Source organism: Streptomyces gottesmaniae (assembly GCF_031845845.1).
GTDB classification, from domain to species: domain Bacteria; phylum Actinomycetota; class Actinomycetes; order Streptomycetales; family Streptomycetaceae; genus Streptomyces; species Streptomyces akebiae.
In genome coordinates, this window is the sequence record NZ_JAVRFJ010000025.1 from 97,729 (window position 1) to 109,910 (window position 12,182).

Annotated in this window: 12 protein-coding genes and 1 pseudogene; 8 read left to right on the forward strand and 5 right to left on the reverse strand. The window is 66.7% G+C overall.

Annotated elements, in window-relative coordinates; genetic code table 11:
• Positions 1–91: 91 nt before the first annotated feature.
• The gene (locus tag RM704_RS26670) at positions 92–853 is read left to right on the forward strand and encodes a phosphoglyceromutase (RefSeq protein ID WP_033525988.1); all 762 of its coding nucleotides are present in this window, start codon (positions 92–94) and stop codon (positions 851–853) included.
• A gap of 78 nt (positions 854–931) precedes the next feature.
• Here RM704_RS26670 and RM704_RS26675 read toward each other — a convergent pair.
• Positions 932–1,855, reverse strand: a pseudogene (locus tag RM704_RS26675) (tyrosine-type recombinase/integrase); the annotation flags it as partial.
• Between the two features lie 269 nt (positions 1,856–2,124).
• On the opposite strand from RM704_RS26675, the gene RM704_RS26680 reads away from it, so the two are divergent.
• A complete protein-coding gene (locus RM704_RS26680) occupies positions 2,125–2,556 on the forward strand; it encodes a hypothetical protein (RefSeq protein WP_157856665.1) in 432 nt (143 codons plus the stop codon).
• A 346-nt stretch (positions 2,557–2,902) separates the two neighbouring features.
• Positions 2,903–3,748: a M48 family metalloprotease gene (locus RM704_RS26685; protein WP_157856664.1), complete on the forward strand. Its 846-nt coding sequence runs from the start codon at positions 2,903–2,905 to the stop codon at positions 3,746–3,748.
• A 1,036-nt stretch (positions 3,749–4,784) separates the two neighbouring features.
• On the opposite strand, the gene RM704_RS26690 is transcribed toward RM704_RS26685, so the two are convergent.
• The gene (locus tag RM704_RS26690) at positions 4,785–5,060 is read right to left on the reverse strand and encodes a ribosomal protein L7/L12 (protein WP_033525987.1); all 276 of its coding nucleotides are present in this window, start codon (positions 5,058–5,060) and stop codon (positions 4,785–4,787) included.
• Between the two features lie 642 nt (positions 5,061–5,702).
• Here RM704_RS26690 and RM704_RS26695 point away from each other — a divergent pair.
• The gene (locus tag RM704_RS26695; protein WP_033525986.1) at positions 5,703–6,029 is read left to right on the forward strand and encodes a GYD domain-containing protein; all 327 of its coding nucleotides are present in this window, start codon (positions 5,703–5,705) and stop codon (positions 6,027–6,029) included.
• 146 nt (positions 6,030–6,175) lie between these two features.
• Here the strand turns inward: RM704_RS26695 and RM704_RS26700 are convergent, their stop codons facing one another.
• Positions 6,176–6,424: an SCO4226 family nickel-binding protein gene (locus RM704_RS26700; protein ID WP_033525985.1), complete on the reverse strand. Its 249-nt coding sequence runs from the start codon at positions 6,422–6,424 to the stop codon at positions 6,176–6,178.
• Between RM704_RS26700 and RM704_RS26705 the strand changes: the two genes are divergently transcribed.
• Positions 6,423–6,578, forward strand: a complete 156-nt coding sequence (locus tag RM704_RS26705) for a hypothetical protein (RefSeq protein ID WP_157856663.1) — start codon at positions 6,423–6,425, stop codon at positions 6,576–6,578. The two genes, RM704_RS26700 and RM704_RS26705, sit on opposite strands and share 2 nt — an antisense overlap.
• Before the next feature lie 479 nt (positions 6,579–7,057).
• Here RM704_RS26705 and phoU read toward each other — a convergent pair whose 3' ends face one another.
• Entirely contained in the window at positions 7,058–7,756 is a 699-nt protein-coding gene (phoU, locus tag RM704_RS26710) for a phosphate signaling complex protein PhoU (protein WP_033525984.1), read from the reverse strand.
• Between the two features lie 299 nt (positions 7,757–8,055).
• On the opposite strand from phoU, the gene phoR reads away from it, so the two are divergent.
• Both phoR and phoP read left to right on the forward strand, forming a co-directional pair.
• Positions 8,056–9,321, forward strand: coding sequence for a two-component system sensor histidine kinase PhoR (phoR, locus tag RM704_RS26715; protein ID WP_033525983.1), 1,266 nt, complete (start codon positions 8,056–8,058; stop codon positions 9,319–9,321).
• Between the two features lie 5 nt (positions 9,322–9,326).
• Positions 9,327–9,998, forward strand: coding sequence for a two-component system response regulator PhoP (gene phoP, locus RM704_RS26720; protein ID WP_010985401.1), 672 nt, complete (start codon positions 9,327–9,329; stop codon positions 9,996–9,998).
• A gap of 151 nt (positions 9,999–10,149) precedes the next feature.
• Here the strand turns inward: phoP and RM704_RS26725 are convergent, their stop codons facing one another.
• Positions 10,150–10,845, reverse strand: a complete 696-nt coding sequence (locus RM704_RS26725; RefSeq protein ID WP_033525982.1) for a copper chaperone PCu(A)C domain-containing protein — start codon at positions 10,843–10,845, stop codon at positions 10,150–10,152.
• Positions 10,846–11,466: 621 nt separating this feature from the next.
• Here RM704_RS26725 and RM704_RS26730 point away from each other — a divergent pair.
• Positions 11,467–11,949, forward strand: coding sequence for a CarD family transcriptional regulator (locus RM704_RS26730; RefSeq protein ID WP_003953493.1), 483 nt, complete (start codon positions 11,467–11,469; stop codon positions 11,947–11,949).
• Positions 11,950–12,182 lie beyond the last annotated feature (233 nt).

The following is a 12,182-nucleotide window of genomic DNA, read 5'->3' on the forward strand; positions in this document are numbered from 1 at the left end:
GCCGACGGGGCAGGGCGGGACACGGGCCGGGGCCTGTCCGTCTGTCGGCCAGGCGTGTGGCGGTTCTCGGCCGTCGATTACGCTCGGGGCCATGGCCGACGCACCGTACAAGCTGATCCTGCTCCGCCACGGCGAGAGCGAGTGGAACGAGAAGAACCTGTTCACCGGCTGGGTGGACGTCAACCTCACTCCGAAGGGCGAGAAGGAGGCGACGCGCGGCGGTGAGCTGCTGAAGGACGCCGGCCTGCTCCCGGACGTGCTGCACACCTCCCTCCAGCGACGTGCCATCCGCACCGCGCAGCTGGCCCTGGAATCCGCCGACCGCCACTGGATCCCGGTCCACCGCAGCTGGCGCCTGAACGAGCGCCACTACGGTGCCCTCCAGGGCAAGGACAAGGCGCAGACCCTGGCCGAGTTCGGCGAGGAGCAGTTCATGCTGTGGCGCCGCTCGTACGACACCCCGCCGCCCCCGCTCTCGGACGACTCGGAGTTCTCCCAGGCGGCGGACGCGCGCTACGCGACCATCCCGCCGGAGCTGCGCCCCCGCACCGAGTGCCTCAAGGACGTCGTCACCCGCATGCTGCCGTACTGGTACGACGGCATCGTCCCCGACCTCCTGGCCGGCCGCACGGTCCTCGTCGCCGCCCACGGCAACTCCCTCCGCGCCCTCGTCAAGCACCTCGACGGCATCTCGGACGCCGACATCGCGGGCCTCAACATCCCGACCGGCATCCCCCTCGCCTACGAACTCGACGCCGACTTCAAGCCCCTGAAGCCCGGTGGCACCTACCTCGACCCCGAGGCGGCGGCAGCCGCGATCGAGGCGGTCAAGAACCAGGGCAAGAAGAAGTAGGGTTTGTAATCATGCCCCCGACCTGCGCTTATGGCGCGGATCGGGGGCGTTTTCACGGCCTGGGCCCACTGTGGGCCCTCAGTCCCCCGGCTCGGGCGGCCGGAGCGCCATGCCGAGAGCCTTCCGAGCGCGGTCCCGGCTACTCGGCATGAGGTGCGCGTACACCTTCAAAGTCAGCCCCGGGTCGGAGTGTCCGAGGTACTCGCTGACGGCCTTGATGCTCTCGCCGGCGTCCAGGAGGACGGACGCGTAGAAGTGGCGCAGGGCGTGCATACCGTGCTCGCGGGCGGCGGCGTGCTCGCGGCTCTTGGCCTTCGGGATGACGCCGACCTTCGTGAGGGCGGGCTTCCAGTGATCCTCGTTCAGCGACGTACGCCAGACGTGCCCGCCGTTGGGCCCACTGAAGATCAGGCGCTTCGTCACGGGCTGGCCGTTCGCCCGCATCCACGGCAGCGTGACCTTGACGGGCGGGAAGCGCTCGATGTGCTCCTTCAGAGCCTCCGCCACGGGATCGGGCAGAGGCACATCACGAAGCTTGCCGCCCTTCGGTGGCGCGAACACGGGCTTACTCAGACTCAGCTTGAGCTGCTGCACCACGTGCAAGGTGTTGGTGTCGAAGTCCAGCTCATCGACACACAGGCCGAGGATCTCGCCCTGTCGCAGGCCGCAGCCAGCGCCCATGTCGACCATGGTGCGGAAGCGCTCGACCATGGCAGCCCGCACGGCAAAGACGCGTTCCGGCTGCCACGGGACGACGCGGCGCAGGCCCATCTCGGGGAGCGTCACCGTGCGGGAGTTGCAGGGGTTCCGGCGAAGGTAGCCATCCTCGACGGCCGCGCTGAGAACGGCGCGGACGTTGGAGAAGATCACACGGGCGTACGCGCCGGACATGCCGGAGGCTTCGAGCTGCGTCACGAACTCGCGGATGTGACTCGGCTGGAATGACCCGAGCGGACGTGACCCGATGCGAGGAAAGGCGTGCAGCCTGAGTTGTGACTGTACGCGTCGGCAGCTGATAGACGGCACACGGTGGCGGACCCGGACCGGCGCCCCGCGGCGGGATCCTGTGAGGCTGGATTTCGTCACACTGGGCACCCGCATTTCGTCCTTCGGTCATCTATTGCAGATTTAACTGAAATGGCAATCTGTTGCTACCCGCCCTGTGTGGGCATAAATTCGAAGAGTAGGGGCGAGAGCCTTCCTTGAGGACCGGACTACTGTCAGCGGATCCCACGTCAGCCCATGCCTGATGTCTACCCCTGGAGACAGAGATGCCTGACTACAACCAGCCCGTGAGAGTGACCATAACGAACGACGCGATTGGCGTGGAATCAAAGGCCAACGGTACGGCAATGTCCGGCGTGAGCGCTAAATGGCACGGCGTATACGGCGAATCCAACAGCGTGGTCGGCGGACACGGGGTCAAAGGCTATGCTCTCGGAACTGGGGTAGCCGGAGAGAGTAAGACCTGGTACGGCGTCTACGGCGTTTCCAAGGGTGAGGGAAAAAATGGCGCAGCAGCCGTGTATGCCTTCGGCGACTACACCTATGGCAACAGTGCCGATGCAATGGGAATCTACGCCAAATCCCGAAGCTGGGCAGGAGTCTTCGAGGGGCCGGTCAAGCTCGTTGGGTATGTTGAGGCACCAGGCGCAATGCAGCTCTATCCGGCGCAATTATCGGAAAGGCCCTATCTTCACTGAACAAGGAAACTGGGCTTGTCCGCATGCTCGTAGTGGCAACCGGACACCACCCGCGTACAGAATCGTGGGCTGGAACAGCCAAGCCGCACATTCCTGTGGCAACGTCCAGCACTTCGCCTTCTGAAGCTCGGCGTAGCGCGACTTGCCTGGGGCTCTCCGATAGGGAGAATCGGAGAAGGGGTAGATGTTCAGATCCGTGGCATGCAGGGAATTTGTGCTCCGGACTCCTGGAGGTGCTGTGATGAGTCCCGAAGGCCATGGAGACGACGCGCGAGGTACGGTCAACAGTCGCCGAGCAATAGTAAACCCTAAAGACGTCAGGCATCCACATGAGGGTTCGCGACTCGTGCTCGCATCAGTCGTCCTTCTTCTGTCCGTTCCCATCGTCGTGGTTTTGGTGACCCTTGCCATTTCCCCCTTGATCATTTTCATTGTCGCGCTGCTAATTTTCCTTCGCCTATGGAAGGCTCGGCTGCTTGGCGGGGCAGTCAAGGTCACTCCGGAGTCCTTTCCAGAGATCTATGAAACGCTGGCAACGGTGCGGCAGCAACTGGACTACAGGCGACCTGTCGACCTATATGTCTTGGATGAGGTGAATGGAAAAACGCAGCTGGTCCAGCTGCTGGGGCACCGGGTGATTCTCCTTTCGGGCTCCTTCGCCGCTGGACTCCAGGAAGAGCAATACGCGCGTTTGCATTTCATTATCGCAAGCCACGTGGGTGCACTTAAGTCTAGGCATGAAAGGTTTGCCTTCGTCGGTGTTCTGCTCGACTATCTAAAAATTCTCAAGTTCGTCTCGCCATTTCTCAATCCGTACTATCGGGCCACGTCATATACCGGTGACCAAATCGGATACCTGTGTGCGGGACGTTTGGAGCCGGCTCTCTCCGTACTGGCCAGGCTCATGGTAGGTAACGAAATGTCTGTGCAGGTCTCTGCTGCGGGAATCCTGGGGCAGGGGGTTTTGGTCAACCGTCGATGGATGGTTCGGTACTCTCAGTTGCTCTCGGAGGAACCGCATCTGGTGAATCGCTACATCAATGTGATCGCCTTCGCATCATGGGCGAATCGACAAGATTACGAGAGGTTCGTCGCTGGCTTGGATCGAGAGGCGCAGCAATGTCTCCAAATGTTGCTGGCTAGATCACCCCATGCGAACAGGGCATCGGGATCCATCTCCGTGCACGGTTAGCTTGGCCAACCTTCCATGCGTGGGCCTGAAGAGGCACTGCGTTCACAACCGAGCCCACGATTGAACGCGCGCCCCGTCTGACCTGCCCGTGACTTCCCCCGGACAGCCCCGTACGGTCATGCGGAACAGCTGGAAACCGTGCACTCCGTTGGCGCGCATGAGAGGGACGGCAAGGGGACTCTTCAGTGCCCTGGGCCATGTGTGGGCCAGCAGCACCATCGCGGGAGTCGAAACCTCCGCTGACCAGGACGCACGTACTGCAACCATGACGCTCTTGAAAACCGCTGTGGTGTCGGGTCTCTGGGGAATCGCCGCCCCCGGCAGGTGTGTCGGTCGTGTCGGTTGGGAGAGCAGGACCGACAGGCAAACAACGGAGGGGACGATTCGTGTCGGCATGGGAGCAAAAGGCTGCAGCGCAGGCCAAGCGGGCCGAGAACCGGACGGGCGACGGCCAGTTGACAGACGCGGTTGGAGAGGGCCTCGCTGCGTGACGTACGCCGTGCTACGGGGCGCATTCTTGGCCCAGAGGCCACGTGTCTGGTTGGACACGCGAGGCTCATCAGTCAGCACGTGGGTTCGGGGCGAGGACATCGTGAGCGCCCGCGTGCGCGCGGCTGACGACGATGTGGATGGACAGTTCGTCCTAGAGGTTTTCGTTCCTGGCCTGTCCACTGCTGATAGGTGGTTGACCGTCGCCACAGGTACTAGCGAGTGGTTCGACGACTGTGCTCGCAGGCCAGCCGCGGCCGCTGCTCCTCTTCGTCAATGAGACCCAGGGCGGCGCCTCCGGGCCCACTGTGGGCCCTCCGAGGACGACCAACGACGACAGACAACGACCACTAACAACCACCCGACTGCTGGTCAGTTGGGGTGGTCGCCCCTCTGACCAGGGCCAAAAATCGGGCCCCCCAGACCCAGGGCAAGAAGAAGTAACACGACGCCGTTGAGCCCCCGCCCTGCGATTTCCTCGCAGGGCGGGGGCTTCTTGGTGGTGCTGAGCCGTCTCCGGGCCGTCAGCCGGTCGATCGGGCCGTGCTCAGCGCGTCGGGAAGTACGGCTCCGGCCGCTCTCTCGTCTCCGCCTGGGCTCCCGCATCGTGGAGGGCTGAGACGGCTGCCGCCGCGTCCTCCTCCGGCACGCAGGTGAGAACGACGGCGGGAACCCGCGTCGCCAGAGTCTTGCTGCGCCAGAGGCTCAGCCCCGTCAGCCGACGCACGACCTGGACGACGTCCATCACGCGGACGCCGGGGTCGGTGAGCACCACGTCATGGGGCACGTCGTCGCACACCAGCACGAAGTACTCGTCCGCCATGGCTCTCCCGCCCCTCTACGGTTCGGAGCGTACGAGCCCTCAGCCGTCACGTCGCATCGTTTTGGTGGCGTCGAAGACCGGGGCCACGGCTTTACGGGTCCGCTCCTGGCTGGAGGGTTCCTTCCCCTGACTGAGCTGAGCCCCGAAGAGCGGCGGCAGGTCATCACCCTGCCGCCGAGCATCGCCAGGCTGACGGCGGTCGAACACTTCGTGCTAGCACGGTGAGCACGCGCGCATTGTTCGGCGACTACAAGCTGCGACCGCCTTTCCCGACACACCCTTCCCGAAACTCCAGCCCCCTCCGGGCTCCGCTTCGGATCTTGATCTCGGCGACATGGATCCCCGGAACTGGGGCGCCACCGACGTACTGCCCCTGCTGGTCAACGCCTGCTCATCGGCTTGTGTTGCCGCGCTGCCCGATGGCGCTCGCGAAGCAACGACACGATCGTGTGCATGCCGATGGCTCTGACGTTCGCGCGGGGACGCTGACGCTGCCGAGGGGGAACACATGATGCGGGCGGCGTCGCTCGCTCACGGCAGCCATGCCGGTCATCGTCCCGGCCGTTCGGGGGAGACGCGCGCGGCCTCGGGGGCGTATCTCACCCCGCGGGGCATCCCTTGCTGGGAGGAAAGGGAGACGTGATGCCGCTCTATCTGTCGAGGTTCAGCTATACGCCCGAGACTTGGGCGAGACTCATCGGCCACCCCGAGGACCGCGCGAAGGCCGCTCAGTCGTACATCGAGTCCGTCGGCGGCAAGCTCCACGGCTTCTGGTACGCGTTCGGCACCCGCGACGGCTACAACTTGTGGGAGGCCCCCGACAACGTCTCCATGGCCGCGGTCGCCCTGGCGATCAGCGGAGGCGGCGCACTCAGCTCGTTCGAGACGACCGTTCTCCTGACCGTCGACGAAACCATGGATGCCCTGCGCAAAGCCGGGCAAGTCCGGTACCGGGCCCCGGGCGCTTAGCGGCCCAGGTGGCCGACAGCGACGAGCACCCCAGTTCACCGTTCACCATGAGCCCCACAGCACCCAGGGCTCGTGGCCGGTCGTGGGCCGGGGGCGATCCGGAGCCCGCGCACGCTCGTCGCGGTGCCTGGCCCGCGCCGTAGTCGCTAGATCGTCAGCGGTACCGGGTGGATCTCGTCCGCCTTGTGGCCCGCGCGTTCGTGGATGCGCTGGACCGCGTCGGCGGAGGGGCCCTCGGAGAGGCAGTAGACGGTGCCGGACTTGGGGTCGGCCCAGGCGCGTTCGAAGTGGACGTTCTCGTCCTTCTCGATGTCGAGGTCGGCCTGGTGCGCGGCACGCAGCTGGTCCTCCGTGATGCCCTTCATGTGGTGGTGGACGTCCATGAACTTGGTCATGACCCGCACCTCCTTCGTCCTCGCCCCGCTTCTCTGTCCCCCTCCCCTCCTCATGCTGCGCCCGTACGGCCGTACGGGCGACTCCACGGTCGCAGCCGTGCGCCGCGCCCACACGGGTGACGCGCACATGAGGGAAGGGGCCCGTCACGAGTGACGGGCCCCTTCTCCCGCGTACGAGAAGAACTGCCGCGGCTGATCGGCGTCAGCCGCACTGACACGGGTTGCCGGACTGGCACCCGCACCCACATCCGGAGCCGCAGCCGCACGCGCCGAAGAGAGGCAGGGTCTTGCGGTCGGCGGGTTGATGGGTGTCCCGGACCTGTGTCGGGTCCGGCGTGCTGGGGCTGGCGGGGGATTCGGCCATGGTCCCTCCTCGAAGGGATGGAAGGCGAAGCACGGAAGGCGGAGCACAGTCACACGTGCAGACACGCAGTACAGACACGCAGTACAGACACCCAGTGCGGAGTCGAGCATCGCAAGCTGGTGCCCGTGCCCGTTGATTGCCCCATTCCAAGCCCGTTCAGCCGGGCGCATCAACGGCGCATGGAGGCGCCCACACGCCCTGCCCGACCATCGAGCGCCGGAGCCCCGCCACCAGAGCCCGCGCGCGCCCCGGCCCCGCGCGCCCCGCCTTTAGGCCCCCTCCGCCCCGGCCACCGGCTGGACCGGCTGGATGTCCGCCTGGAGCTCGTCCGCGTGTTCGCCCGTCACCAGGTACACGACCCGCTTCGCGACCGACACCGCGTGGTCGGCGAAGCGCTCGTAGTAGCGGCCGAGGAGGGTGACGTCGACGGCGGTCTCGATGCCGTGCTTCCAGCGGTCGTCCATGAGGTGCTGGAAGAGCGTGCGGTGGAGCAGGTCCATCGCGTCGTCGTCGCTCTCCAGCTGGAGCGCCAGGTCGACGTCCTTGGTGATGATGACCTCGGCGGCCTTCGCCATCAGGCGCTGCGCGAGCTGGCCCATCTCCAGGATCGTGGCGTGCAGGTCACGCGGCACCGTGTGCTCGGGGAAGCGCAGCCGGGTCAGCTTGGCGACGTGCTGGGCGAGGTCGCCCGAACGCTCCAGGTCGGCCGACATGCGCAGCGACGTCACGACGATACGGAGATCCGTGGCCACCGGCTGCTGCCGGGCCAGCAGGGCTATCGCGCGGGCCTCCAGGTCGTGCTGGAGGTCGTCGACCTTCTTGTCGGCCTCGATCACGCTCTCGGCCAGCTTCAGGTCGGCATCGAGCATCGCCGTCGTGGCGCGACCGATCGCCGACCCCACCAGTCGGGCCATCTCGACCAGGCCCTCACCGATCGAGTCAAGTTCCTCGTGGTACGCGTCCCGCATCAGGGTGTCCCTCTCTTACGTACGTCTGCTCGTGGGTAACCAGAAAAGCCGTTCCGGAAGCCGTTCCGCCAGGTCGCGGTCTGGACGGCCGAACCCCGATCACCGCGTGAACGGCGACGGCGAACGGTGACCGGGAGCCCCGGACGAATCCCACGCTCCCACGTTCCGGCCCTTACGCGTCCGTTTCCGCCACCCCAAATGAACCAATACTGGCTCCAAGGTGAACTCTGGGCGACGAGTGTTCGAGGTCGCCCTCCGATCGCTGTGGGGATGTCCGACCTCGTGCCTAACCTGGATGCATGGACGTGAACGCGGCGGTCGCCGCAGCGGCAGCGATCGCCGGAGTACTCACCGGCGTCATCGCCATGCTGGCGTTCCGCGTCAGCGAGCGCGAGCAGAAGCGTCCCACCAGAACCTCCCTGCACACCGACCCGGTGCTGCCGCCCGGCGTCGACACCGTGCTGTCCGTGCTGCGCTCCTCCGCCGTCGTGCTCGACGAGTCGGACGCCGTCGTCAAGGCCAGCTCCGCCGCGTACGCCCTCGGGCTCGTGCGGGGCGGCAAGCTCTCCATCGACCCGATGCTCAAGATGGCCCGCGACACCCGCCGCGACGGCGAGATACGACAGGTCGAGCTGGACCTGCCCCGGCGCGGCACCGGACGCGGCGAGGCGCTCGCCGTCTCCGCGCGCGTCGCGCCGCTCGGCTCCCGGCTCGTGCTGCTCCTGGTCGAGGATCTCACCGAGGCCCGCCGGATAGAGGCGGTGCGGCGGGACTTCGTCGCCAACGTCAGCCATGAGCTGAAGACGCCCGTGGGCGCGCTCTCCCTCCTCTCCGAGGCCGTCATGGGCGCCTCGGACGACCCGGAGGCGGTGGAACGGTTCGCCGGGCGCATGCAGATCGAGGCCACCCGGCTCACCAACCTCGTCCAGGAGCTGATCGACCTCTCCCGGGTGCAGAACGACGATCCGCTGGAGGACGCCGAGCCCGTACGGGTGGACGAGCTGGTCGCCGAGGCCGTCGACCGCTGCCGCCACCAGGCCGGCACCAAGCAGATCACCATGGCCGCCGGCGGCACCGCCGAGCTGCGCGTCTACGGCAACCGCGGTCAGCTGGCCGCCGCCCTCGGCAACCTCGTGGAGAACGCCGTCAACTACTCCCCGGCCCGCACCCGCGTCGGCATAGCCGCACGGCGGGTGACCGCGGCCGGTGGGGACCATATCGAGATCGCCGTGACCGACCAGGGCATCGGCATCTCGGACAAGGACAAGGAGCGCATCTTCGAGCGCTTCTACCGCGTGGACCCGGCCCGTTCCCGCCAGACCGGCGGTACGGGTCTCGGCCTCGCGATCGTCAAGCACGTGGCCGCCTCGCACGGCGGGGAGGTCACGGTGTGGAGCTCGGAGGGACAGGGCTCCACGTTCACGCTCAGGCTGCCGGAGGCGGGCGCGTCCCGCGACCGCGCGGCCCAGCACCCGGACCTCGACGTCGAGGACGGACAGCCTCACACCGACAGATCCCCGTACGAACCGTACGGACCGCTTCCCTCCCCGGAGGTCCTTCCGTGACCCGAGTGCTCGTCGTCGAGGACGAGGAGTCCTTCTCCGACGCCCTGTCCTACATGCTCCGCAAAGAGGGCTTCGAGGTCGCCATCGCGACCACCGGGCCCGACGGTCTCGACGAGTTCGAGCGCAATGGAGCCGACCTCGTCCTGCTGGACCTGATGCTGCCCGGTCTGCCGGGTACCGAGGTCTGCCGTCAGCTGCGCGGCCGTTCCAATGTCCCGGTGATCATGGTGACCGCCAAGGACAGCGAGATCGACAAGGTCGTGGGCCTGGAAATAGGAGCCGATGACTATGTCACCAAGCCCTTCTCCTCCCGCGAGCTCGTCGCCCGTATCCGGGCCGTACTGCGTCGGCGCGGCGAGCCCGAGGAGGTCACCCCGGCCGCGCTGGAGGCCGGTCCCGTCCGCATGGACGTCGACCGCCACGTGGTCACTGTCTCGGGCTCCAAGGTCGACCTCCCCCTCAAGGAGTTCGACCTGCTCGAAATGCTGCTGCGGAACGCGGGTCGAGTCCTGACCCGGATGCAGCTCATCGACCGCGTCTGGGGCGCCGACTACGTGGGCGACACCAAGACCCTCGACGTCCACGTCAAGCGCCTCCGCGCCAAGATCGAGCCGGACCCGGGAGCGCCGCGGTATCTGGTGACGGTGCGGGGCCTGGGCTACAAGTTCGAGCCGTAGGCCGCGGGCCGAGGACCGAGGACCGAGCATTGAGGGCCGCGGGCCGACGGACGGAGCACCTACGCCGAAGGGCGGCACCCCCTGAGAGGGGGTGCCGCCCTTCGGCGTAGGTGGGTGTCGGGCCTCGGCTGCCCGGTGACCCTCGGCGGCCTCAGTGGCCCGTGGTCTCCTCGGAGGACGAGGTGGACGGCGAGGCCGTCGCGCCGGCGGCGGTGCCCTCCTCCGCGGTGCCCGTTCCGTCGGCGGACGGCGTACCCGTGCCCTCCGGGGAGGGGGAGCCGGTGGCTTCCTCGGACGGGGAGGCGCTGGTGGCGGGGGCCTCGGGAATGTCGGTCGGGCCCCACTTCTCGAAGTAGTGCTCGGCGGGGACCACGAAGGTGCGCAGGGCGACCTCGCCGGTCTCGCTGAACTCGAAGGTGACCTTCTGGGCGTTGCCGTCCTTGACCGCGTCGGTGACCTCCGACAGGACCGCGGAGGCGTTGCCCTCGCCGCCCAGGACCACGGAGCCGCCGGCCGGAACGACGACCTTGCCGCCCTTGCCCTTGCCCTTGGCCGGCGTGAGCTCGGCGGTGCCGGCGCCCTCGACGGTGACGGAGTCCAGGGTCTGGTCGGTCGCGGCGGCGTTGAAGAGCGTCGCGGAGACCACGGCGGGGCCCTCGGTCTCGGTGCCGGGCTGGGTGACCACGATCGCGTTCTGGATCTTGATGTCGCCGACGCTGGTGGCGGCGTTGTCCGGCTTGATCTCCAGCGTCTGGGCGTTGTTGCCGGCGGCGCACGCGGCGAGTGAGGCGATCGAGAACGCGATGGCGGCGGCGGCGAGGGCGCCGCGTCGAAGGCTGCTGCTCACGGCGGCGGCAACTCCTAGAACGTGGGCGGTACGTGGTCTGTAGCGGCCTTAGGTTACCGAGCCGTCCCGTCGCCGCCGCACCCGACCCTCCCCAAGTCCCCGACATGTCACCGGAAGCAATTGACGGACACACCACACGCGCCCTGGGTTCGGCATTCGCAATACCACCGTCGATCTCCTCCTCGCCGCGTCCTGGATTTCCGCCGAGGAATGCGCGCCGCCACGAAAAATCGATCAACTGCCAGAACGTCACCGGAACAGCGCAAGAACACGATCCGGTAACGGCGGAACTGGGTCCGCGGATCGCACTTCTTGATCAATTCCGGATTCGTCTCGTACCCGACTCCGCGCACCGAACGGAGTAGCGGAAGTCGCACACTTGGAGTCGGACAAAGCGGGACGTTAGGATGCCGCCGACGCCCTCCGGATGCGTGTAACGTACGCGTTTCACTCCGCCCGGAGAGCCGCTCCCACCTGCGAATACCCTCTTCCGTTCGGGCCCCGCAGCACGTTCCTGTTGCAGTTGTCAAGCCCCGAGATATGCCCTGACCTGCGAAAACGCCATTCAGAACCCGCCGTATCCGTGTTACCCTGGATAGCCACGGAAGGGGTACCTGTCACATGACGTTCAAGGTTGGCGACACCGTGGTCTATCCCCATCACGGGGCCGCGCTGATCGAGGCCATCGAAACTCGCCAGATCAAAGGCGTGGACAAGACCTACTTGGTGCTCAAGGTCGCTCAGGGCGACCTGACGGTGCGTGTGCCAGCGGACAATGCGGAGTTCGTCGGCGTACGTGATGTGGTCGGTCAAGACGGCCTGGACCGGGTCTTCGAGGTGCTGCGCGCACCGTATGCCGAGGAGCCCACGAACTGGTCGCGTCGCTACAAGGCAAACCTGGAGAAGCTCGCCTCCGGCGATGTCATCAAGGTCGCGGAAGTCGTGCGTGACCTGTGGCGTCGTGAGCGTGAGCGCGGACTGTCCGCCGGTGAGAAGCGCATGCTCGCCAAGGCCCGCCAGATTCTGGTGAGCGAGCTCGCCCTCGCGGAGAACACCAACGAGGACAAGGCCGAGGCCCTGCTCGACGAGGTCCTCGCGTCCTGAACTGACTCCTGAGGCAGGCAGCCAGCCCGCTCAGCCGTTCAGCGCAGCACATCGAAATGCCGCGGTGCCCGATGACGTATGTGATGTCGCCGGGCGCTGCGGCATGTTCGTACCCAGGTGCCGTACGCCTGAACGGGGCCCCTGACACTTGGCGATACTTGGCGTGCCCCGGTGCTCATGAGAACGCGGTACTCGTACTCGTACTCTGCGTGCCGGGCCCGGGCAGCTGGCTC

Coding starts and splice junctions, on each gene's coding strand:
- RM704_RS26670 (WP_033525988.1), top strand. CDS start 92: ATGGCCGACGCACCGTACAAGCTGATCCTGCTCCGCCACGGCGAGAGC.
- RM704_RS26680 (WP_157856665.1), top strand. CDS start 2,125: ATGCCTGACTACAACCAGCCCGTGAGAGTGACCATAACGAACGACGCG.
- RM704_RS26690 (WP_033525987.1), bottom strand. CDS start 5,060: ATGGCGGACGAGTACTTCGTGCTGGTGTGCGACGACGTGCCCCATGAC.
- RM704_RS26695 (WP_033525986.1), top strand. CDS start 5,703: ATGCCGCTCTATCTGTCGAGGTTCAGCTATACGCCCGAGACTTGGGCG.
- RM704_RS26705 (WP_157856663.1), top strand. CDS start 6,423: ATGACCCGCACCTCCTTCGTCCTCGCCCCGCTTCTCTGTCCCCCTCCC.
- RM704_RS26700 (WP_033525985.1), bottom strand. CDS start 6,424: ATGACCAAGTTCATGGACGTCCACCACCACATGAAGGGCATCACGGAG.
- phoU (WP_033525984.1), bottom strand. CDS start 7,756: ATGCGGGACGCGTACCACGAGGAACTTGACTCGATCGGTGAGGGCCTG.
- phoR (WP_033525983.1), top strand. CDS start 8,056: ATGGACGTGAACGCGGCGGTCGCCGCAGCGGCAGCGATCGCCGGAGTA.
- RM704_RS26730 (WP_003953493.1), top strand. CDS start 11,467: ATGACGTTCAAGGTTGGCGACACCGTGGTCTATCCCCATCACGGGGCC.